The 22,514-nt window shown below is 53.2% G+C and carries 19 protein-coding genes; 4 read left to right on the forward strand and 15 right to left on the reverse strand.

Features of this window, described 5'->3' with window-relative positions:
- Nucleotides 1-791: 791 nt before the first annotated feature.
- The 7 genes from A3841_RS12100 to A3841_RS20300 all read right to left on the reverse strand — a co-directional run bounded on the left by A3841_RS12100 (nucleotide 792) and on the right by A3841_RS20300 (nucleotide 7,910).
- Nucleotides 792-2,408: a M1 family metallopeptidase gene (locus tag A3841_RS12100; RefSeq protein WP_083610348.1), complete on the reverse strand. Its 1,617-nt coding sequence runs from the start codon at nucleotides 2,406-2,408 to the stop codon at nucleotides 792-794.
- Between the two features lie 29 nt (nucleotides 2,409-2,437).
- A complete protein-coding gene (locus A3841_RS12105) occupies nucleotides 2,438-3,694 on the reverse strand; it encodes an exo-beta-N-acetylmuramidase NamZ family protein (RefSeq protein WP_073852537.1) in 1,257 nt (418 codons plus the stop codon).
- A 78-nt stretch (nucleotides 3,695-3,772) separates the two neighbouring features.
- Nucleotides 3,773-4,225, reverse strand: coding sequence for a YbhB/YbcL family Raf kinase inhibitor-like protein (locus A3841_RS12110; protein ID WP_073852538.1), 453 nt, complete (start codon nucleotides 4,223-4,225; stop codon nucleotides 3,773-3,775).
- Nucleotides 4,226-4,335: 110 nt separating this feature from the next.
- Complete coding sequence (locus tag A3841_RS12115) at nucleotides 4,336-5,346, reverse strand: LLM class flavin-dependent oxidoreductase (RefSeq protein WP_073852539.1); 1,011 nt, start codon at nucleotides 5,344-5,346, stop codon at nucleotides 4,336-4,338.
- Nucleotides 5,347-5,495: 149 nt separating this feature from the next.
- Nucleotides 5,496-6,047 (reverse strand): SAM-dependent methyltransferase, encoded by a 552-nt coding sequence (locus A3841_RS12120; RefSeq protein WP_073852540.1) that lies wholly within the window; start codon nucleotides 6,045-6,047, stop codon nucleotides 5,496-5,498.
- 179 nt (nucleotides 6,048-6,226) lie between these two features.
- Nucleotides 6,227-7,654 (reverse strand): APC family permease, encoded by a 1,428-nt coding sequence (locus A3841_RS12125; RefSeq protein WP_083610319.1) that lies wholly within the window; start codon nucleotides 7,652-7,654, stop codon nucleotides 6,227-6,229.
- Between the two features lie 79 nt (nucleotides 7,655-7,733).
- Complete coding sequence (locus tag A3841_RS20300; RefSeq protein WP_170866182.1) at nucleotides 7,734-7,910, reverse strand: hypothetical protein; 177 nt, start codon at nucleotides 7,908-7,910, stop codon at nucleotides 7,734-7,736.
- An 87-nt stretch (nucleotides 7,911-7,997) separates the two neighbouring features.
- Here A3841_RS20300 and A3841_RS12130 point away from each other — a divergent pair, with 87 nt between their 5' ends.
- On the forward strand, nucleotides 7,998-9,500 hold the full coding sequence (locus tag A3841_RS12130) for a trypsin-like peptidase domain-containing protein (protein ID WP_073852541.1): 1,503 nt from the start codon (nucleotides 7,998-8,000) through the stop codon (nucleotides 9,498-9,500).
- Nucleotides 9,501-9,541: 41 nt separating this feature from the next.
- On the opposite strand, the gene A3841_RS12135 is transcribed toward A3841_RS12130, so the two are convergent.
- Nucleotides 9,542-10,690 carry a putative sensor domain DACNV-containing protein gene (locus A3841_RS12135; RefSeq protein WP_073852542.1) on the reverse strand — a complete coding sequence of 383 codons (1,149 nt, stop codon included), beginning with the start codon at nucleotides 10,688-10,690 and terminating at the stop codon, nucleotides 9,542-9,544.
- A 236-nt stretch (nucleotides 10,691-10,926) separates the two neighbouring features.
- On the opposite strand from A3841_RS12135, the gene A3841_RS12140 reads away from it, so the two are divergent.
- Nucleotides 10,927-11,949 (forward strand): alcohol dehydrogenase catalytic domain-containing protein, encoded by a 1,023-nt coding sequence (locus A3841_RS12140; protein WP_073852543.1) that lies wholly within the window; start codon nucleotides 10,927-10,929, stop codon nucleotides 11,947-11,949.
- A gap of 927 nt (nucleotides 11,950-12,876) precedes the next feature.
- Here the strand turns inward: A3841_RS12140 and A3841_RS12145 are convergent.
- The gene (locus A3841_RS12145; RefSeq protein WP_073852544.1) at nucleotides 12,877-13,572 is read right to left on the reverse strand and encodes a protein-L-isoaspartate(D-aspartate) O-methyltransferase; all 696 of its coding nucleotides are present in this window, start codon (nucleotides 13,570-13,572) and stop codon (nucleotides 12,877-12,879) included.
- 312 nt (nucleotides 13,573-13,884) lie between these two features.
- Between A3841_RS12145 and ypfJ the strand changes: the two genes are divergently transcribed.
- On the forward strand, nucleotides 13,885-14,784 hold the full coding sequence (gene ypfJ / locus A3841_RS12150) for a KPN_02809 family neutral zinc metallopeptidase (protein WP_073852545.1): 900 nt from the start codon (nucleotides 13,885-13,887) through the stop codon (nucleotides 14,782-14,784).
- Between the two features lie 270 nt (nucleotides 14,785-15,054).
- On the forward strand, nucleotides 15,055-15,945 hold the full coding sequence (locus A3841_RS12155) for a Rieske 2Fe-2S domain-containing protein (protein ID WP_073852546.1): 891 nt from the start codon (nucleotides 15,055-15,057) through the stop codon (nucleotides 15,943-15,945).
- Between the two features lie 406 nt (nucleotides 15,946-16,351).
- On the opposite strand, the gene A3841_RS12160 is transcribed toward A3841_RS12155, so the two are convergent.
- The 6 genes from A3841_RS12160 to A3841_RS12175 form a co-directional block, all read right to left on the reverse strand.
- Nucleotides 16,352-17,260 carry a type I restriction enzyme endonuclease domain-containing protein gene (locus A3841_RS12160; RefSeq protein ID WP_073852547.1) on the reverse strand — a complete coding sequence of 303 codons (909 nt, stop codon included), beginning with the start codon at nucleotides 17,258-17,260 and terminating at the stop codon, nucleotides 16,352-16,354.
- Between the two features lie 12 nt (nucleotides 17,261-17,272).
- Nucleotides 17,273-17,629 (reverse strand): hypothetical protein, encoded by a 357-nt coding sequence (locus A3841_RS20620; RefSeq protein WP_235861384.1) that lies wholly within the window; start codon nucleotides 17,627-17,629, stop codon nucleotides 17,273-17,275.
- A 12-nt stretch (nucleotides 17,630-17,641) separates the two neighbouring features.
- Nucleotides 17,642-17,914, reverse strand: a complete 273-nt coding sequence (locus tag A3841_RS20625; RefSeq protein WP_235861385.1) for a type I restriction enzyme subunit R domain-containing protein — start codon at nucleotides 17,912-17,914, stop codon at nucleotides 17,642-17,644.
- Nucleotides 17,877-19,490, reverse strand: coding sequence for a type I restriction endonuclease subunit R (locus tag A3841_RS12165; protein ID WP_317042486.1), 1,614 nt, complete (start codon nucleotides 19,488-19,490; stop codon nucleotides 17,877-17,879). The genes A3841_RS20625 and A3841_RS12165 overlap by 38 nt, the downstream gene beginning before the upstream one ends.
- A 107-nt stretch (nucleotides 19,491-19,597) precedes the next feature.
- Nucleotides 19,598-20,116, reverse strand: coding sequence for a transposase (locus A3841_RS12170; RefSeq protein ID WP_073852548.1), 519 nt, complete (start codon nucleotides 20,114-20,116; stop codon nucleotides 19,598-19,600).
- Nucleotides 20,117-20,334: 218 nt separating this feature from the next.
- Nucleotides 20,335-22,392, reverse strand: a complete 2,058-nt coding sequence (locus tag A3841_RS12175; RefSeq protein ID WP_073852549.1) for an AAA family ATPase — start codon at nucleotides 22,390-22,392, stop codon at nucleotides 20,335-20,337.
- Nucleotides 22,393-22,514 lie beyond the last annotated feature (122 nt).

Consider the following 22,514-nt stretch of genomic DNA (forward strand, 5'->3'; position numbering starts at 1 on the left):
TAGCAGGAGGGGTAGGGTTTGAGTGGGGAATGTGGTTGTGGCTATACTTTAGGATTTTCATACTTGCTGTTCCGGACATCCTTGTCCGGAACCAAGGCTGCTGCGGATTTCCAAATCCGCGTAAGCTATACTTTATATTTCTGCTGGCGCAAGCGTCCGCTTGTGCCTTTTTATACTTGTACATACTTTAGCCATACACCCATAGCCGCTGCTTCCTTCCACTTGACACAAGCTATCCTCGCTAGCTGCTGCTGATCCTCCAGGTTTACTTACCCATCGTTTCATTTCATACTTTGGTGCTTTCAAGCCCGAAAGGGCTCGTCCTTGGGCATCGCGCTGTGTTCCCTCCTGCGCCAGGGCGCTGCCCTTTCAGGGCACCGGATCTCACAAGGCGCTCAACCCAAGGACTGGGTATCAGGTCGATAGCCGCGGTTGTCTTGTCATCTCGACCTTTGGGAGAGATCTCTTTAGAACTCTGTATAGATCCCTCACTTCATTCGGGATGTTAGGTAGAAGAAGTAAGTATAAATTCCCCTCCTCGGAGGGTATAAGGGTGGGATTTATACTTGTAGGGACAGGTCGCGACCTGTCCGCGCAATACCAGCAGCTACAAAACTTAAACTTTAGCTAAAGTAGTTACGGTCTCCCCTCCTTAGCCAAGTCTTGGATCCCGAACTTGTTTCGGGAGAGGGGTAGGGGTGGTTGGCCCACATAACGAACAGCTCCCTCCCCTGTTTTTAGGGGAGGGGTGAAAGCAGAGGGCCAGGGGTGGTTGGATCCAATTCTAAAACCTACAACGTACTTTCCCCTATACTTACATTCTTCAAATACCAGCCATTCTCATCTATCACCGGAGCCGTTTCGGACTTCACCTCCACCGGCTTATCCGACAGCTCCAAGCGACGGGTTCCGGCATCTGTTCTGACTTCCATGGGTAGGGTAAAGCTGATGTTGGGGATGCGAATGGAGTAGCTGTTTTCGGAGACTTGCTCTATCACCACCTCCGGCACCTCCGTGGTGCGCAGGTAAAGGTCGAAGAAAGGCTTGATGTCCTGCCCGGTTTCGCGGGTAAAGTACTCCTGCAGGTCGGCTGTCGTGACCTGGTTGCCATAGGTATAAGCGGGGTCGAGGATAAACTTTTTGAGGGTGCGGAAGAAGGCCTCATCGCCAAGCAGGTAGCGCAGCGAGTGCATGACGTAAGCCCCCTTGGAGTAAATTTCCCCGTGGTACGCCTCGTCCGAGTCAACATTCTTTTCCCGCACGATGATCGGTTTTTCGTTCCGGATGTTCCGGGCAACCAGCTTTACATGCCTCATGTAGGCCTCATGCCCGGCATGCTCCTCCACAAAAAGCCAGTCGCCGTAGGTGGTCAAGCCTTCCTGAACCCAGAAATCAGCCCAATCTTTCACGCTCACTTTGTTGCCCCACCACTCGTGTCCCAGCTCGTGGTGCAGCAGGTGGTCGTAAGGGGCGTCGCCTACTGTCGTGAACCGGAACTTGTTGCCATAGGCGTTGATGGTCTGGTGCTCCATGCCTAAGTAGGGCGTTTCCACAATGCCCACTTTCTCCTTCCGGAACGGGTACTCCCCGAAGTACTTCTCCTGCGTCTTCAGGCTGATCTCCAGGATTTCCATCAGTTCCGTGGCCCTCTGTTCATTCTCGCGCAGCAGGTACATCACCATCGGCACCGTGTTACCCTCCACGGTGATATAATCGCGGCGCGTCACGGCAAAGTCTCCCACCGTAAAGTTAATGCCGTAGTTGTTGATGCTGTAGTCCGTTTTCCAGTGATAAGTGACCTGGTTTCCCTTTTTCTTCTCCGATACAAGTATGCCATTGGCAGCCACCTGGTAAGGGGCAGGTACCGAGATGAACTGGTCTACGCCCTCGTCCGGCTCATCGGAGGGGTGGTCTTTGCAAGGCATGAAGATCTTGGCGCCCTCGTTCTGGGAGGATAAACCGATCCAGTGCCTGCCGTTCCCATCTTTGGCAAAGGTAAAGCCTCCCTGCCAGGGTGGGTTAGCGGCCTCGGGTGGCGTGCCGGCATACGCTACCGTAACCGTCACGCGCCGGCCCGGCTGATATGCCTGCTTCAGCTGCACCTCCAGGGCATCGTCGCCTCGGGTATACTTCGCTTTCTTCCCATCCACCTTCACGCCATGCACCGTATAGGCATTAATCAGGTTTAGTTTGATCTTATCGGTCGGGGCCACCAGTTCTACCACAGCATCCACAGAGCCTCCGAGGGTGCGTGCCTCGGGGGCCAATTCCAGCCGCAGCGTGTAGTGCTTCACATCAAAGGTAGCCTGTGCCGGATCCAGGGGGCCGCCCCAGGCCCAGTTGTTATCCTGCGCCTGTGTGCTAAGGCAAAGGGCGCTAAAGAGCGTGAGGAGGAGGCGCTTTTTCATCATATGGTTTCCTGATCTATACGTTCAGGTTATTTATACAGCAGGTACTTCTTGCGCACCTTCCGGAAATGCGCCTGCTCCTTATCCCATGCTTTTACGATTTCCTGCGGCGAAAGCCCGGCCTGCAGTTGTTCCCGTACCCTGGGCGTGCCCCAAAGCCTGTCCATGCGGCCCTCGCGCCACTCCAGTTGCTCCGGGTACAGGGTCCTCAGCGCGTGCAGGATGTAAACGCCCGCCTTGGCGGATTCGAAAGCCTGCCGGTCAGTGATCACCATCTCGGCCCCGGTGCACTGCTCACCCATGAATTTTGGCGGGTAAATCTTGATGCCATCCACCATGCTATCCGGCACGAAAGAGACAGGATGGAACGTAACACCTTTCAGCTTATAGCCATTCAACTGATCGGATAGGCGCTGGCCGTCTATCCAGGGTGCGGCAATGCGCTCGAAGGGATGCAGGGTGCCACGCGCCTCCGAAATATTGGTACCTTCCAGCAAACAGGTGGCGGGGTAAACGGCGGCGGTGGTCAGCGTCAGCATGTTAGGCGATGGCTTGATCCAGGGCAGCTGGGTGTCGTCGTACCATTGCCGGCGGGTGTAGTGCTGCATGGGGATTACTGTTAATTTCGCCTGGGGAAGGTCGCGTTTGGCGCGCTCGTCGTTAAACATCCGGGCCAGTTCGCCCACTGTCATGCCGTGCGTTACGGGCAGCTGGGCCACCCCGCTCACCGGCTCCCCTGGCTTTCCTCCCACTGGGCCATCGACGTAGGTGCCGCCAATGGCGTTCGGACGATCCAGCACCAGGTACGGGATATTCTGCTCGGCAGCGGCTTCCAGCACATGGTTCATGGTGGCGATGTACGTATAAAAGCGCGCGCCGATATCCTGAATGTCGAAGATCAGCACATCCACGTTCTGCAGCATCTCCGGAGTGGGCTTTCTGGTTTTGCCGTAGAGCGAGATTACCGGAAGGCCGGTTTTGGTGTCGGTGCCGCTGGCTACATGGGTATCCTGGTCACCACGGATGCCGTGCTCGGGGCCGAAAAGGGTTGTCAGCGTCACCTCCTGGCTTTCGTGCAGCACGTCCACCAGATGGCGGCCATCGGGCAGCAGACCGGTATGGTTGGTTACCAGGCCAATACGCTTGCCTTTTACCAGGGGCAGGTACTCGGGGGTTAGCAGGCGTTCGGCCCCGATGATGACCCGCGGAGCGGAAGATTGGCCAAAGGCATGGCAGGGCAGGCTCAGGGCCAGCCACAGCAACAGGAGTGTAAAGCGTTGTTTCATAGGGGTAAGATAGCGCTTTTCAGGGCACTGTCAAACCAGGGAGAGTAGCTATACTTTAGGAGTACTATACTTTTGAGATCAATGGCTATAGAGGCCCATCAGTTCTCCGGTACCAATGATGTGGTTCTCCATTTTCAGGAAAACCGCCTCCTTGGCGCTGCCCGCCGGGAGGCCCAGGCGGGTATCCAGCGCATAGAGCCTGAAATAATAGCGGTGCGTGCCGATAGGGGGGCAGGGGCCGTCATAGTTGGTATTGCCGAAATCGTTGAGGCCCACCGTGCCCGGTACGCTGTCCTCCTCAATCGTATGAATAAGCGGCATGTCGTACACCAGCCAGTGCGTCCAGTGGCCGCGGGGGGCATCGGGGTCGTCCACTAGCAACACAAGGCTCTGCGCTCCTGGCGGGATATCTCCGATCTCCAGGGGCGGGTTAACATTCTTCCCATCGCAGGTATATTCCTCGGGAATGGTATCGCCGGACTCGAGAGCGGGGCTACTGAGTGGAAGATTTTCGATGACGTTGGTTTCCATGGCAGCTTTGAAGTATGAATCAGTGTAAAGCCCTTATACGTGAAGCACGATAAAAAATCCCTTGCTCCGGCCTGTTGCCTGTAAACAGAGGGCCGGGGCAAGGGGACCTGTTACTTTTTAGCAAGCTCAGCCAGCAGCTCGTAGGAGCGCAGCCTGGCCTGGTGATCGTAGATGTGCGAGGCAAACATCAGCTCATCCACCTGGGTTTCTTCCAGGAAGGCGCTGATCTCTTCTTTCACGGTGGCCGGCGAGCCGATGAACGTATAGCGCAGCATCTGTTGCACGGCATACTTCTCAGACGGGCTCCACAGGTCCTCCATACTTTCCACCGGTGGTTGCTGCGGGTTGCCCGTGCCTCGGATCACGTTCAGGAAAGCCTGGTAAAGGGTGGTGGCCAGTTTCTCGGCTTCTGCGTCCGAGTTGGCGGCCACGCCGTTCACGCAGGCGATGGCGTAGGGTTCCTTCAGCTGCTCCGATGGCTGAAACGTGTCGCGGTAGATCTTCAGGGCCGCCTGCAGGGCAGCGGGGGCAAAGTGGCTGGCGAAGGCAAAGGGAAGTCCCAGCATGGCAGCCAGTTGGGCGCTGTACGTGCTGGAACCCAGCAGCCACATCGGTACCTCCAGCCCCTGGCCAGGTATGGCCCGCACCCTGGCAGTCGGATCCACCGGGCCAAGGTAGTACTGCAGTTCCTGTACGTTTTTCGGGAAGTCATCCACGTCGCCGCGCAGGTCGCGCCGCAGGGCCATGGCTGTCAGCCCGTCGGTGCCCGGCGCGCGGCCCAGTCCCAGGTCAATGCGGCCGGGGAACAGCGACTCCAGCGTGCCAAACTGCTCGGCCACCACCAGCGGCGCGTGGTTGGGCAGCATGATGCCACCGGAGCCCACGCGTATACTTTTGGTGCCGCCCGCAATATGCCCGATCAGCAAAACAGTGGCGGAGCTGGCAATACCAGGCATGTTGTGGTGCTCTGCCAGCCAATAGCGCTTATAGCCCCATTCCTCCACGTGGCGGGCCAGGTCCAGACTGGTTTTAAAGGAATCCGAGGCAGTTTTTCCCTCCAGTATCGGCACCAGGTCGAGTACGGACAAAGGAATCTCAGACAACTTTTTGTTGCTGCTCATATCTCTCTTTTTAGAAATGTAACGGTATAAGAAACAATATAGCCTTAGTTAAATCGTACCAGGGCCTATATTTATATACGACAGCTAAATACCGCTTTTGTTTTCGGAAAAGGATATGCCTGTATGGTGCAGGCAAGTATAAAGTATGGTTACTCCTTGCCGGGCACGGTCCAGAAGTAGATCTTGGAGCCGTCTACCTCAATGGTTTGCTCCGGCTCCCAGTCTCCCATATCAAAGGCATGCGACACGATGCGGGTGCCGGGTTTCAGTTGGCTGAGCAGTTTGGGGCGCAGTTTCTGGTTTACGGCTGGCAGCAAGTATAAGGTCACTACCGAGGCCTGGCTGAAGTCCTCCTCAAACAGATCGCCTTCAATAAACCGTACCTTATCCGTAACACCTGCCTCGCGGGCGTTTTCGTTGGCCTCCTGTATGCGCTCCGGGTTGATGTCGATGCCCGTGCCGGTGGCGCCATACTTTTTAGCCGCCGTAATCACAATCCGGCCGTCGCCGCAGCCCAGGTCATAGATCACGTCGTCTTCCGTAACATTAGCCAGCTCCAGCATGGCGTCCACCACGGCTTGCCGGGTGGGCACATAAGGCACATCCGGCGTGCGCTTCATAACGGCCTCCTGCGCCTGCACAAAGGCCGTGGCGCTGAGTAAGACTAACAACGAGAGCAGGGAGTTTCTAAGGATTCTCATAGGTTTCGATTTAAGTATAACAAGTATAGAAAGTCAGCTGACTGCAGTGATGTGGCAGCGGCTGTTGTGGGTGGGGCAGCCGGGCTAATTTATGATGGGCGCAGGGTTCAAGTCATACTTCTACGATTAGTACTTAAGTGTGGTTATTTATTGTTATGTAATGTTTCTATACTTTTGATCTATGCTTTCTTGGCAGCCTGAAGTTTTTCAAGCGTAGGCAGGGCCAGCAACAGCAGCGCCCCGATCAGAAGCACTGCTACGCCCACCAGGGCACCGAGTCCGGTATACACCAGGCTGGAGTAAAGCAGGTAGGCGCTGGTGCAGCAGAAGATCAGCGGCGTAAGGGGGTAAAGCGGCACACGGAACGGGCGGTGCCGGCGGGGCTCCTTGCGGCGCAGCACGAACAGCGAAATGCCCACCAGCAGCAGGAAGAACCAGAAAACCGGTGCCGTATACTCCACAATCGTCTCGAACCCGTTGCGGGTGATATAGCCCAGCCCGATCAGCGCCAGCGCGATGGCCCCCTGCACCAGGAAAGCGTTTACCGGCGAGGAGGTCCGGGGGTTCCACTTGCCCAGGAAGCTGAAAACTGGAAAATCGCGGCCTAGGGCGTAGTTGGTGCGGGCGCCGGTAAAGATGGTGGCGTTAGCAGAGGTAAGCGCAGACAGGGCCACGATCACGCCGATCAGCACCAGACCCCCTTCCCCAAACGTAAGGCGCATCAGATCTCCTGCCACGGCATCCGACTGTGATATGCCACTCATACCCAGTATATTCAGGTAAGATAGGTTAATTAGTACATAAATAGCAGTGATGAGCAGGATGCTCACGATCATGGCGCGGGCCATGCCCCTGCGGCCGGAGCGCAGCTCGGCGGAGATATAGGCTGCCTCGTTCCAGCCTCCAAAGGTTAGTAGCACAAACACCATCGCCAGTCCCAGCGCGTTACCCGATTCGGGTGCGGCGGCGGGTGCGGTAGCAGCGGCATCCGCAGGGGCAAAGAAAAGTCCGGCAACTATCACGAGCAGAACACCCAGAATCTCCAGCGCCGTCAGCAGTTTCTGAGCGCCAGCCCCCACACTGATGCCGATCAGGTTGATGCCCGTAAGTATAACGACCACCAGGGCCGCGTAGAAGACTGAGGATAGCTCCCCCATACTGTACATTTGTGCCACATAATCGCCGATAATAAAGGCCAGCAGCGCAATGGATCCGGTTTGGATGACGCTCATGCGGGCCCAGGCAAACAAAAAGGCGGGTTTCCTGCCAAAGGCGCGGGTCAGGAAATGGTAGTCGCCGCCGGCGTTGGGGAAGGTGGTGGTCAACTCGGCATAGCAAAGGGCCCCGATCAGCGACACCACGCCACCCAGCACCCAGGCTAACAGGAACATGCCGCTGCTATCGGTATTGGCCGCCACCATGGAAGGTGTCCTGAAAATACCTGCGCCCACCACGATACCCACAATCACGGCAATCGCATCGGTTACGCTCAATACGGGCCTGGGCTCGGCTGGTGCCTCGGGGACGTGCCTGGACTCAGGGTAAGCAGGCGTATGCGCGGTTTCCCTGCCCTGTAGCCTTGTTTCTGTGCCTTTAAAGTCTTCCATACGTAGGTGGTTTTGGGTACAGTGAAGATGCGCTCCGTGTAGATTGCCTTTTTACGGTAAATAGCAGGTTTTAAGTGGTTTACAGGTGCATGTTTTTTGCCCCGGACAGTAGCGGCATGTCTGGATTCTCCAGGTGAAACCGGCGCTGAGGCCCCGGCAGCCCATTAGCAGCACGCTGGTTATACTTGTACTGTGCCGGCAGTGGTGTTCCCAAAACATTAAAATTGAGCACTGCGTTGTAGAGAAAGGCTCGCATACTTAAGCCCTTGTCCTCCTTAAAGTATAAAGCCTGATCGCTGCATTTATACTTTATAGGACGTCAATCTATACTTTAACGAAAGCTATGAAAAGCATTGGAATTATTATACTTACGGCCCTGATAACTGCTGTCCTGGTTGTAGCAGGAATCTGGCTTATTCAAAATCAAAAGGAGGAAAGGGAAGGCCTGTTTCAGGAGCAGACCATAACCCTGAACAGCAGAAATTCCCGCTCCGTATCATCTGCCGGCAACCCGGATTTTGTCCGGGCGGCCTCCGCAGTAACGCCTGCCATCGTGCATATCACCACCGTGTACGAAGGCACCGGGGTGAACCGTTCCTACCCAAATCTTTTTGGGATGCCCCAGTCTCCTGCTCCGGCCAGTGGCTCCGGCTCCGGCGTGCTCATCTCTGCGGACGGTTACATCGCCACCAACAACCATGTGGTAGAGAACGCTTCGGGGATAGAGGTGGTGCTGCCGGACAAGCGCAGTTACCAGGCAAAGCTGGTCGGGGTGGACCCCAGTACCGACCTGGCCTTGCTGAAGGTGGAGGCGAAGGAGCTTCCGTTCGTCACCCTCGGCAACTCAGACAGTGTGCAGGTGGGGGAATGGGTACTGGCGGTAGGGTATCCGCTCTCGCTGAGCTCCACGGTGACGGCCGGCATCATCAGCGCCAAAGGAAGGAGCATCGGCATATTGAACCGGCCGAGCCAGGGGAACTACGCGGACCCAAGCCGAGTAGCCGGCAACACGGCCATTGAGTCCTTTATCCAGACCGATGCGGCCATAAACCCGGGCAACAGTGGCGGGGCTCTGATTAATACCGACGGGCAGCTGATAGGCATCAACACGGCCATTGCGTCGCAGACGGGGAGCTACGCCGGCTACGGCTTTGCCATACCTGTGAACCTGATGCAGAAGGTGGTCAGCGACCTGCAGAAGTTCGGGGAGGTGAAGCGGGGGTACCTGGGAGTAAGTTTTCCGGCCCCGGCCGTGGAAGACCAGATCCTGAAGGAGCGCGGCATAGACCCGGCCTCGGTGAAAGGCGTGTACATCATGGGGGTTCAGCCTAAAAGCGCCGCCGCTGCCGCAGGCCTGGAAGAGGGCGACATCATCCAAAGTATAAAAGGTGTGAATGTGGCCTCCTCAACAGCGCTGTCGGAGCTCATTGCCCGCCAGTATCCCGGCGACAAACTGGAGCTGACCTACCTGCGGAATGGGAAATCACGAAGTGCCGACGTGGTGCTGCAGGGCGAAGAGGCCATGCTGGCAGCCAGTGGCGGCGAGAGTGCAGCAAAAGGACTGCAGGCAAAGCTCGGAGCTACGTTCGAGCCGGTGCCTGACCAGGTAAAACAGCGGTTCGGGCTCCGGTCCGGTGTGTACGTGATGGAGGTGCAGCAGGGCGGCTTTTTTGATATGGCAGGCATCCCGCGCGGCGCTATCATCACGGGCGTGAACGGCAGGCGCGTGAACAGCCTCTCGGACATGAGCAGGGCCGTCGAAACTTCCGGAGGAGGATCTGTGCGCTTGGACGGCATCACGCCAAGTGGCAGCAGCTTCGTGATCAGTATTCCGCTTGGTGCCTAAGATTTCGTGGAAGTATGGTTCGGGAAGTATGAAAATCCCGGTTACAGCAGCAGCGTGTCGATACGGTGGGCCTGCACCATGCCCTCGCACGGCGACCAGGCGTAAATGGTGAAGCTGCCATCCTGTGAGGCCACCAGGGCCATGCCATCGTGCTGATCGTGCACGAACTGCGCCGCCGACAGGTGGCGGGTGCCCCCATGCTGCGATGGGTGTATAACCGCCGGCTTGCTGCCCACCACCGGCTCCGTGAACAGCAGGCTCCGGACGGGATCGCTGCCAATCCTGCGGCCTATCTTTATACCGAAGGCCAGCAGTTCATACTCCTCAGAGAGCAGGGTGGCTCCGTCTATGGCGGTCAGCCCGGCAATGCTGTCCACCTCCAGCCGCAGTGATTCGCGCCAACGGCTCCGCTTTTTCTCCTCTTCATCCTGTTTCATCAGGTCTGCCAGCCCGCAGAAGGCCGGTTGTAAGGAGTAGGTGATGGGATGCACGATGGACTCGCGCCAGGCTGAAGTGCCGGCCGGCACCACCAGCAGGATACCGCCGCGCCCGTGGGCCCGCATGGATACCGCCATCTGGATAAGCACATTCATGGGAGCGCCTGCAGCGGCCGGTGAACTCAGACGGAGCAGATTGGTGAGCAGTTCCGGGCAATCGGGGAGGCTGGCGGTGCTCTCGTCCACCAGCTTCACCTGGTCCCCCTTGAGCACTGCCACGTTGGCAAACTTACCGAAGCCGTCTTCCCGGCGGTGCTTTACCACCAGCAGTCCCGGCTCCGGAACATCCACAATGAAGCAGTAGGGAGGCACCAGCCGGGTGGTTCCCCACACGCGCAGCTCGCCAAGTACGGTCCACACGCCCAGGTGTATGCCCGGCCGCTGCACACCCGGGGAAATCTTATTCAGGGCCTCCGGTGTAAACGGGAGCTGATCCTCGAACAGGAGCGGTTGACCAGCTTTGTCGGGTGGCAGGAAGGCAATGGATATTTTAGGCGATTGCCCCTCTTCGCGTCGCAGGCTAGCCCAAAAAGCAGTATCAATAAACGCTTCGATGATATGCTGGGGTGGGGCAGGGGCCAGCACCTCAGCACCCAGCTCCTGTGCCGACGCCAGCTGCCTTGCGAAGTGCTCTTCTATACTTGGGGCAACCGACTGTGCGGCCTGGTACGTTGTCTGGAGATGTAAGTGCATTGGCTCAAGGATGGTGTAATTACCGGTAAAGCGTCTAATTTAGCAAAAGATTACATTACATACGCGCCTGCTCATGCTATGGTCTGGTAAATGCAAGTTTTCCGAAAGTATGAATTATCACCAGGAAATCCACTTATCTAACTCTATGCGTGGATTATGCTTTTATACTTGTAAATCAGCTATTAGCACGTACTTTAGAAAAGTAATACTTTAACCAAACTAGCAAAGCAAACTTTATGCTCGAACGCCAGGTGTACCGCATGCCGAAAGCCGGCTCCATCCATAAGCTCAGGGTACAAACAGAACAACTGGGTCCTCCCAAAGCCGATGAAGTATGCGTGCAGGTGAAGGCCATCGGGCTGAACTTCGCTGATATTTTTGCCATGCAGGGCCTCTACAGCGCCACCCCCGAAGGTTCTTTTATTCCGGGCCTGGAATTCTCGGGTGTGGTTGTGGCCGTGGGCGCGGCGGTAACCGAATGGCAGGTGGGCGACCGGGTCATGGGCGTCACCAGGTTCGGTGGCTACGTGTCTCACATTAATCTGCATCACCGCTACCTCATCCCCCTCGCGGATGACTGGAGCTTTGAGGAGGGCGCTGGCTTCCTGGTGCAGGGGCTCACGGCTTATTACGCGCTTACCCAACTGGGCGACCTGCAGCAGGGCATGGCGGTGCTGATACACAGTGCGGCAGGAGGGGTGGGCATTCTGGCCAACCGCATCTGTAAAAAGTATGGCGCCTATACTATCGGTACCGTTGGGCGGGCAGGCAAAGTGGATTTCCTTCGGGAGGAAGAGGAGTACGATGCAGTTATACTTCGTGGGAAAGATTTTGAGGAGCGTTTGCAGGAAGCCCTCGGCCAGCGCCCCCTGCGCCTGATCATGGAGTGCATTGGCGGCCAGGTGCTGGAGCAGGGGTGGAGGGTGATGGCCCCGATGGGCCGGATGGTGGTATACGGCAATGCAAGCTTCGCTACGCACGGCTCCCGCCCCAACTATCCCCGCCTGATTTGGAGGTTCCTCCGCCGGCCCAAGATAGACCCGCTGCGCCTGCCCACCGAAAACAAGTCGCTGATGGGCTTCAACCTGATCTACCTCTACGAGCAAACCGACATGCTGCACCAGTTGCTGCGCGAACTACAGGCGCTCCAGCTGCGGCCGCAGCACATCGGGCATGTCTATGACTTCAACCAGATGCACGAGGCGATCCGGCTTTTCCAGCGGGGGCAGTCGGTAGGGAAGGTGGTGGTGAGGGTATAGGGTAGGGTTGGATGAATTGGCTTTATACTTTAGCTATACTTTTATACTTGCCTTTTCCATGGTGCAAGTCTTCAGACTTGTATCCTATGATGATGTCGGGTTTGCGACCCAACCAGCTTGAAAAGCCATATTTATACTTTGGGTATACTTCCTACTTCCGCTTGTGCCTCTTTATACTTTGCTCATACTTTTATACTTGCTGACCCAGACATCTTTTATGCTTCAGCCATACTTCCATAGCTGCTGCTTCCTTCCACTTGAACCAAGCTATCTTTACTAGCTACCGCTGATCCTGTAGTTCCCACAAGCCTACCATTGCATTTATACTTTGGTGCTCTCAAGCCCGAGAGGGCTCCCCGATATGCATCGGGGTAAACTCTCTTTGGCATCGCGCTGTGTTCCCTTCCTTTGCTCCTGCGTCGCAATGCCCTTGCAGGGCACCGGAATCTCACAAGGCGCTCAACCCAAGGACTGGGTATCATTTTCGATAGCTACCCACTATGAAACATGAACCAAAGTCCCCCTTTGAAGGGAGTAGGAGGATGTTTCCGCCAATAGCTTTGGCCACAGCGCTTATACTTTAGCATCAGTTAGTACAGACTCCCCTCCTTGGACAAGTCTTGGATCCCGAACTTGTTTCGGGAGAGGGGTAGGGGTGTAATCGTCTGCAGAAGCTCCCTCCCCTGTTTTTAGGGGAGGGTTGGGGAGGGGTTAATACATGTCACGACCTGTCCGCGCGATACCAGCAGCCATGGAATCTATACTTGGGCAGCAGTAAGTACAGGCTTCCTCTCCTGTTTTGGGGATAGGAAGCCTCGACAAAAGGAGAGGGCTGAGGTGAGGTTAAATTCCACACCTTAACAGATGAGGGGTTAGGGATGGTTGGACTCGGCACTACTAAAACCCCTCCCTACACAAAGTACAACCCTACTCCTTATCACCGCCGGTAAAGGGAACGAACAGCACGGGCATCAGCTTGGTGGTGGATATTTTGCCTTTCTTCTTCCGGAGGAGTAGTAGCGTTTGGGTGCCGTTCTCCGGCCCAACGGGGATCACCATGCGGCCGCCTTCCTTGAGCTGTTGTATCAGGGGAGGTGGCACGGTTTCGGCGGCGGCAGTTACCACGATCGCATCGAAGGGGGCGTGCGCTTCCCAGCCGTGGTAGCCGTTGCCTACCTTCACCTCTACATTAGCATACCCCAGGTTTTTCAGGCGCGCGGCTGCTGCCTTGCCTAGTTCCGGAATGATCTCGATGGTATAAACCTGCTTCACGATCTCGGCCAGCACTGCCGCCTGGTAACCGTTTCCGGTGCCTATTTCCAGCACCTTCATCTGCGGTCCCGGCTCGATAACCTCCGTCATGAACGCCACCATGTAAGGCTGCGAAATGGTCTGCCCGGAGCCGATGGGCAGGGGATTGTCCTCGTAGGCATAGGCAGCTTGGTCCGGGGGCACGAACAGGTGCCGCTCCACGGTGCGCATGGCTTTCAGCACAGCCCTGTCCGAAGTGCCGCGCGCTGCTATGGCTTGTTTTACCATCCTTTCTCTTTTCTCCTTATAATCATCCCCGTTTTGCGGAAGCAGAAGTATAAATAGCAGCAGGAGTGATACAGGCGATACCATATGTCTAGTATTAGAAGTATACACAAGCAGAAAGGGCATCAGAATCCGCTGGCATCGTGCCGGGTGTCAGTATTTTATACTTGGTAGGGCTGGATATGTTCTGCCGGAGGGAATGGTGAGGCAAAGTAGGGAACAGGTAAGATAAAAGTATTAACAACCCCGCTGCACGCTCCTGTAGGCATGCTGTGCGAATGGCGTACATCCAAATGAAGCGATCCTCCGTTATACGTTGCGGATATAGGTATAGACTTTTGGTAGCGGGGGAGGAAACAGACAGATCTACGATCATTCACTTCTTTAAATCAGAATCTTATGAAATGGCGAGGCAGAAGAAAAAGCAGCAATATAGAAGACCGTAGAGGGCAATCGGCGGGCGGTTTCGGAGGGGGTAGGGGTATCAGCCCTATGCTGCTCATACCCTTGTTCCGGCTCCTTTTCTCGAAGGTAGGGCTTATTATTGTGGCGGTGCTGGTGGTGATTATGTTTTTGACAGGTACCAACCCCCTGGCGCTCCTGCAGCAGTTTGTGGGCGGAGAACCGCAGTACGCACAGTCAACTAACTACCAGCCAAGCGCGGAAGAGCAGGCACTTGCCGATCAGACGGCTGTTGTGCTGGCAGATACTGAAGACGTCTGGAACAAGCTGATACAAGGGTACCGGGAGCCCACGCTGGTCCTGTTCTCAGAGCAGGTAAACTCTGCCTGCGGGCTTGCTTCTTCGGCTACCGGTCCATTTTATTGCCCGGGTGATGAAAAGCTGTACATCGACCTGAGTTTTTTTGGTGAAATGGAACAAAAGTTTGGCGCTGCAGGAGACTTTGCGCAGGCCTACGTGGTGGGCCATGAGGTGGGGCACCATGTGCAGAAACTGACCGGTACCATGGAGCAGGTAAACGCCCTGCGGGGCCAGTTATCTGAAGCTGATTTTAATAAGCTCATGGTAAGGCTGGAGCTACAGGCTGATTTCTATGCCGGCGTATGGGCTAATCATACCCAAAGAGCAACCGGATTCCTGGAGCCCGGCGACCTGGAAGAAGCCCTGAATGCCGCCAGTGCCATTGGCGATGATCGCCTTCAAAGGCAAGCCACAGGGAGAGTGGTACCAGACTCCTTTACTCATGGCACCTCCGCCCAAAGAGTGCGCTGGTTCAGGAAAGGCTACGAGACAGGGGATGTGTCACAAGGGGATACTTTCAATGCTGCTGCGCTGTAGCGTAGCAGCTTTAGAACAGTAACTAAAGCGCTTCTCCATTTTCCATGGCAGGGGCAGGTTTCGCCCTTTCTGAATCTTAAGCTGACAATTTTTTCACTTAAGTTTTATCCCTTGTCTGCTATACATTGATTTTCCCTACGCCTATACCACGTTTGGCCTTCTCCTTTGCTCATGCAGCAGCAGAGCGATGCTAAACTGCCTGATCACATCAACCTCCTTTATAAAAATGCGTTGCTGAGAATACCGTCACCACATTAAAAGAAATAGCATATGGAGCAGAATTCTATCATCAACGCAATCGAAGCGCAGGAGTGGCTGCAGAAAGCAGGCGACAAGGTGCACCCTGCCGTTATAAACGCTTTCAAAGCAGGCGGCGAAGCTGGCCTGCAGGTTAAAGACGCGCTGCACGGCACCTGGCTGGGGCACCCGCTTCACCCAGCCCTTACGGACGTGCCGGTGGGCGCCTGGACGACAGCTGCCGTGCTGGACAGCATGGAGCTGATGGGCAAGAAGAAGTATAAAGCCGGAGCCGATGCGGCTGTGGCTGTAGGATTGGTAGGCGCCATGGGCGCAGCCGTAACCGGCCTTACCGACTGGAGTGGAACCACGAAGGAAAGAAGAAAAGTAGGCCTGATGCATGGCATGCTCAACGTTGGGGCTGCCGCACTCTATGCCACTTCGCTGGTGCTGCGCCGCAAGAAGAAAACACGCGGATCGGCTATCGGCCTCTCCATGCTCGGGTATGGAATTGTGAGCTTCAGCGCCTACCTGGGCGGGCATCTTTCCTATGGCATGCAAGTGGGCGTAGATCATACGGCAACGGCTGATACCTATCCGACAGACTTTGTGCCCGTGCTAGCGGACAAGGAGCTTGAAGAAGGAAAGATGCGCTGCTTGAAAGCCGGAGACGTGAACGTGCTGCTTGCCCGCCAAAACGGAAAGCTGTTTGCCCTGGCTCATACTTGTTCGCACCTGGGCGGCCCGCTTTCAGAAGGAAAGCTGCTGGAAGATGGTAGTGTGCAGTGCCCCTGGCATGGTTCGATCTTCTCCTTGGAAGACGGCAGCGTCGTGCATGGCCCGGCCACAGAGCCCCAGCCAAACTTTGATGTACGGGTAACGAACGGGCAAATAGAAGTACGAAAAGCGGGCGCTGGGAAATAGTAAATTTAAATTCCTGTGGAAGTAGATCAGGCGGGTACTGTGCAACTGCTGCGCCGGAAAGCAGCTGCACGGAATCGCGCTAAGGGTCTAGCCTTACTTCAGTAGAGACGATGCTTTGCAGGGACAGGAGTTTAGGTTAACGTTTCATTCAAAAGCGGGCGTTGGAAGCAACAGATGCTCGCGTGACCTTCGGACACCGCGAGGTCTTATGTTCACTTCTAGAAATTTTTTATAAGAAAAAATCAGTGCATACAATACTGTTGCGGACTGAACAAGTGCAGTCCGCAACAAAGTAAAGAGGCTGGTTAAATATCTATTTTTAGCTGCCATCTTATCGCTATTAATAACAATCAGAAGAAGCTTGCTAAATTGTCACGATGGAGAGTAAATTCTGCCAGTAAAATCGCTAAGCAACGCTCACACCCCATTGCTTATACCGCGCCTCAGCCTGCTCCATGATCTCATCCAGAATCTCCTGCAGCTCGGCTTTTACCTTGAAGCGCAATACAGACTTTACTGCTAATTGAAGTTGTGCTTTGGTATCGTCTTTTTTGTACCAGCCGGGTTGGGAGGCGCTCTTCTTTACCTGGGCCAGTATCTTTTGCACGAGTTCTTTGATCAGGTCGAAGTCCTGCACGGCATTGGGGTGCTTGGCCAGGATCTCGTAGAAAGCTTCTTCCTCTTCGGTTAGGCCCAACTGGTTGCGGCGCTCGTCTTCTTCCTGCATCTGTTTGGCTACTTCGCGCAGTTTCTCCATGGCTACCAGGCTGTCGAAGAAGTGGTTGTGGTAGTCGGCTATGATCTTTTCTACTTCCTCCTTTAGCTTTCTATACTTAACCAGGTTTTTGGCAGAACGTACTTTTATCTCGTCGTTCATGATCTGGCGCAAGAGTTCCAGTTTCAGTTCGTTGCCGGTCTTTTGTGCCTTGGCAGTAGCCAGGAAATCGTCGTTGATGATGGAGATGTCGAAGCGGGCAATGCCGGCCATCTGGAACACGTCTACCACGTCTTCACTTTGAATTGAGCGGTGGATCAGGTCTTTTACCTGTGTAGCTGCTTTTTTGACATTACGCTCCGGGTTCTTGGCTTTCCGCAGCGCCGCGCCTACGTGTTGCAGGTAAATGATGTCGGCGGCCAGTAAGTTTATACTTTCGTGGCTCTTGATGATAGGAGCGAGGCTGCTCATTTTCTTCTCATTCAGCAGGAAGGAGTTGCATCCTTCATCATCGGCAACAAGATGATTCACGGCATGCTGTACCAGTTTGAATTTTTCCGTTTTAGGTACTGCCGGAAAGTAAGGAATGGCCGCGTGCACTGAAGGAAAAACTCAAAGTCCCCCTTTGGAGGGGGTAGGGGGAGGATTATTCATGCTGAACCCATCTTTCCCTTTTTCTGTCGTGTCAGTTGCCTGTTTTGTAGTAAACGTTCCTGCTTCTTCGGCGGCCTTTGTCATCCCCCTACCCCCTTCAAAGGGGGACTTGTTCGCAGTACCGTTTTCTAAATCAATTTTTTGCTGATCTGAATCTGAACTATTGCCATCAACTGTTAAAGTGGCAGTAGTCAAAAGTCGCCCTTTGAAGGGGGTAGGGGGATGATTTATACCAGTGAGCTTCACTTCCCCTCCCGGAAGCATTTCCTTCAGCAAATCAATCGTTTCCTTCGCCAGCTCAAACGCCTCTTCCACATCAAAGGCTACCTAGCCCTGACCGCCTGCCGACGTATACTTCTTTGTCGCATCCCGTAGCCTGTCACCGATGCCGATGTAGTCTACGATCAGGCCGCTGGGCTTGTCACGGAACACGGTGGCGACGCGGTTGACGGCCTGTATCAGGTTGTGGCCGCTCATCACTTTGTCGACATACAAGGTATGGAGTGCAGGATTGTCGAAGCCGGTGAGCCACATGTCCCGTACGATTACAAGCTTCAGCGCATCATCCGGGTCTTTGAAACGGGCTTTGATGCTTTCCATCTGTTCTTTGCTGCGCACGTGCGGGTTCCAGGCTACCAGGTCTTTGGCGATGTTGGTGGTCATGATCACAGCTACCTCGGGGCAACCTTCGAGCGCGTTGAAAGCATCGTAGAGCTTCACGGAGTTGCGGCGGCTCATGCACACGATCGGCTTTGCCGCTCAGGCTTTTCTCGCGCAAAGTATAATGCTGTAAAATGTCGCGGGCAATGGCTTCCACGCGCTCTTTGGAACCGGCGGCGTCTTCCATGGCAGCCCATAGAATGCGGTTCTTCTCGTTCTCTTCCAGACCGCCGGTTATTTCTTCCGCTTCTTCTTCGAGCTGTGCGTTGCCCAGGTGCATCTTGGCCAGGCGCGGCTCGTAGTAGATGGGCACTACGGCTTTGTCTTCGGTGGCCTGGCGGATGTCGTAGGTATGGATGATGTCGCCGAACACAGCTACGGTGTCGGCGTCTTTGCTATCCACGGGGGTGCCGGTAAAGCCTATGAAGCTGGCCTGCGGCAGGGCGCGGCGCAGGTTGTTGGCAAAGCCCTGGATCAGACCGTACTGTGTGCGGTGGCACTCGTCGGCAATCACGATGATGTTGTCGCGGGTGCTCAGGACGGAGTGCTCCAGCTCGCGTCCGGTGGCGTTGTCTTTGAGGTTGAACTTCTGTACGGTACAGAACACCACGCCACCGCCTTCGCCGCTCAGCAGGCTGCGCAACTTATCGGTGGTGTTGGCAATCTGCACGTCGCCTACCAGGTCTTTGGCGGCCACAAAATAGTCGAAGAGCTGGCGGTTCAGGTCGAAGCGGTCTACCTGCACCACAATGGTCGGGTTCTTCAGCTCGGGCAGCTGGCGCAGGATACCCGTGTAAATGGCCATGGTAATGCTTTTACCGGAGCGGGTGGTGTGCCAGTCCACGCCAATGCGGCCGTCGACGTTGGGTTTTACCGACTGCAGGGTTTGCTGCAGGGCGTACTGTATGCCGAAGAAATGGTGGTACTTGGCGCCTTTCTTGATCAGCTGGCCCTTGTCGAGCTCGTGGAAGATATAGTGGCGCAGGTAAGCTAATAGCCGCTCGGGCACGAGCAGGCCTTTGATGAGGGTTTCCAGGGCAAAGCCATCGTTCACTACCTCGCGGCCGTCTATACTTTTCCAGGCAGCGAACCACTCCAGGCCGCTGCTGTACATGCCGTGCAGGGTGGTCTGGCCGTCGCTGACGATGGTGAGGGCGTTGTACTCGAAGAGCTGCGGAATCTGGTAGGTGTAGTGCTGCACCTGGTTGTAGGCGGCTTCTACGGTGGCGTCCTGGCTGAAGAGGTTCTTGAACTCGAAAAGCACCAGCGGCAGGCCGTTCACGAAAATGATGAGGTCGGGGATGCGCTTGCTTTTGCCGATGATGGTGAACTGGTTGACCACCAGAAACTCGTTCTGGTGCACATCGTCGTAGTCGATCGGGTAGAAGTGGCCGAAATGTTGTTTGCCGTGGGCGTCTTTCCAGGTTTTACTTATGCCTTTGCTGAGCTTGAGGTGGAAGGCGTGGTTGCGCTGGTGCAGGTCGGTGCCGGAGTTACAGGTCGGTGCCGGAGTTATACAGGAACTCCTGCTTCAGTTCGGCCAGCACAACATCTATCTTGTTGGTTGATAACTCCCGCCGTTGTTGGTGTTATCACCAACAACTTAATCTGTAGGCTAGCGCATCAGTCCCTGTAATGTGTCAGGAATCCAAATTTATCTATATTTTCAAAATAATATTGGGCAGAGGAATAGGTGTACTCCTCCGGTAGCGCCGCCAGCTGCCACTTCTCCTGAACCGGGTTGTTGTGAATATAGTCCAGTTTCTGTTCCGTAACAGCAATAGAATTGCAGTAAATCGAAAGCGGGTTTCGCTCCCACAGTTGGTACTGCCGGTCCTTTGCTCCCACACGGAATTTCTCCAGTACAGCAGGATGATGCTGTTTTAGATCGAATTTTATCTGCTGTGCCGTGTACTTCAGGAAATCCCGCTGCACATCTTCCCGCTTGTGTGGCTCCTCCATATTCCATAGCAAGTGGAGGTGGTTGGGCATGATCACAAAACCAAATACTTTCACCCGCTTGTTCTCCACCAAGAACCGTAGACTGTTCAGGATGATAGCTTTATACTTGTCCGGCTTCAGCAGGTGCTTCCAATCCAGTATGGTGGCGGTGAAGAAGGCTATGTGCTGCTGCTCATGCATCTGGGGTTATCGTGGTTTAGTTGTTGGTGATAACACCAACAATGGCGGAAAATTTGCATTCTTCAAGTGATAGTACAGTTACAGTCTCTCTCATTTTTTATTTGTTTATCTATTATTTGTTTAATAAAAAATTTCTTAAAAAGGAATTTAGGCTTAATTGAATAAAGTAGCTTATATGTCTTTGTAATGAGAAATGTCTTCCGGCTTGCTACTTTTAGTTAACCTTGAATAGCCTCGATAACTCTAGCCATTCCTTCTGGCGCATATTCAGCATCTCTCATTCTGTTGATAATTAGATTCCTAAAAGTCTCATAAGGGACTTTGATTTGCTGTTGATGCCGAGATGTGAATTCTTTCAAAGTATCTCTACCTCTAAACTTACTAATCCAACTATCATCCTCAAGTGCAGTAGTAAATTCAGCCTTTATTCTTTGTTCTTCAGCAGATAAATAATCTGCTGAAAGTTTTTCAACTGCTCTGGTCATTCGTTCAAAAGATCTTTCAGTTGCTTCTCTAAAACCAATTGGTAATGAGGTTCTAGGGTCAAACCTAGTTGATATACAGTTTACTAATTCTCTATTGACAATGCTTTCCAACTTAATTCTTACCATACTGGGAACTGTTGATTCAGCACATATTTTCAAAGATTCTTTTATTTGATCCTCATTTGGTACTTCTTTGCCTAGCATCAAGCTTTTCATTACTTCCTGTATAAACTTTGGTACCAGTAAGTAATTTTCTATATGATAGACATCCCACTTAAATCTTCTATTACTCTCAACTAAATCATTTCCTTCAAAATCTTTGTCTACAATCGAATAGAACTGAGCACTTAGCCTTCCTCCTTGAGCTGCACGCTCTAGTATGTCATGTACAACACCAACTCGATTTTTACTACCTACTGATACAAGGTTGACGTTTTCAACAAAGTTTGGGAAAAGCTCTTTAAGTATGTTGGCATCTACTTCTGAATCTTCACCTTCAAGAAGTATAACTTTAGACCTAGGGCTATATGTTGAAAGGTCTCCCATCAAATCAATCACAGTTCTCTCCATCTCTCCAGAAGCAGCAATTGGAACAAGCTGGTTTGATCCATCTTCTGTTGTATAAGATGAATGCATGTGATAAACAGTATAAGCTGGTTCTTCTACTGCTTCTCGCAAGAGAGTATCTGAGTGTGTAATTAACCAGAGTTGATTGTCAAGAGCTTCTCCTAAGTGCTTTTGATAAAACCTTGGTAAGCCTCTAATTAGCCTAGGATTGAGATGGAGTTCTGGTTCATCAATAAGAATCATTGAATTTTTAGGAGCATTGTTTCTTAGTCTTAAGTAACCTATCAGTACTTCTTTCTCTCCAGAGCTTAACTCATTGATGTCATGCTGTGCACCATTTTCAAGTTCGACAGGAAAGCTTAATCCACCATCAGGTGTTGGAATTGCGCCTAGGAACTTTTTCCTAGGAAAAAAAATACTAAATAACTCGTCGAGTGTTTGTTTTAAGTCTTCCTCTTTAGGTATAGTAATTCCAGCTTTTTCTGCTAGTAATTGGCGGATAAAAGACTGCGCCATTTCAGTTTTTACACCGTGATATTTATTCTGTGTATTATAAAGAGCGTGCTGGCTATTCCTCTGTAAAAATTCAGTTACTTGTAGATTTATACCTCCGATCTGTTCCCTTACATAGTTTCTGCTTGCTCCTTGGTACTCTATCACACCAAGGCTTTGTGGCTCGTATGTACTAAAAAGTAACTCTAAAACTGGAGATGGATCAAAACTCATCTCACCACTTGGTAACATCCACACATGAGCAGGAAAGACATCTTTAAAAATTTCTTGTTCAATACTCTGGACCGTATCATTTATTAACCCCTGCTGCTCCATAGGGTGCAGCATTTGATTAAATTCAGGATGGTGAGAATGTTGGTTAGAATTTATTTTTTTAAATGCAAGACTACGGCAATTTTCTCTTATGTACTCTTTCTCTTTGGTACTTAATTTGAATTCTGCATGTATATTGAATGGCTTAGTAGGGTCATTCAATAGACGATGCCCTTCTTGGTGTATCCTTTGGAAATTGATTTGAAATTCAGCAAACCAAGACTGAAATTCATTCTGGAAATATTCTCCATATGCAGATTTTAATAAACGGATCGCATCAAAAATACTTGATTTACCACTTCCGTTCGGACCTGCTACAACTATTGCGTCAGACAATTCATTAAGCTCTAAAAACTTTATAGCGCGGAAATTTTCAATTTTAATTGAGTTGATTCTCATGTTTTAATTTAAATATTTTTATAATATATCTAATAAGATAATACTTATGATAGACTTAACTTGGGTTTCCCAAACCCAATTCCGCCTAGATTCTCCCGAATCCGCTTTTCCAGCAGTACGCT

It is taken from the genome of Pontibacter flavimaris, assembly GCF_001907195.1.
Classification (GTDB): Bacteria; Bacteroidota; Bacteroidia; order Cytophagales; family Hymenobacteraceae; genus Pontibacter; species Pontibacter flavimaris.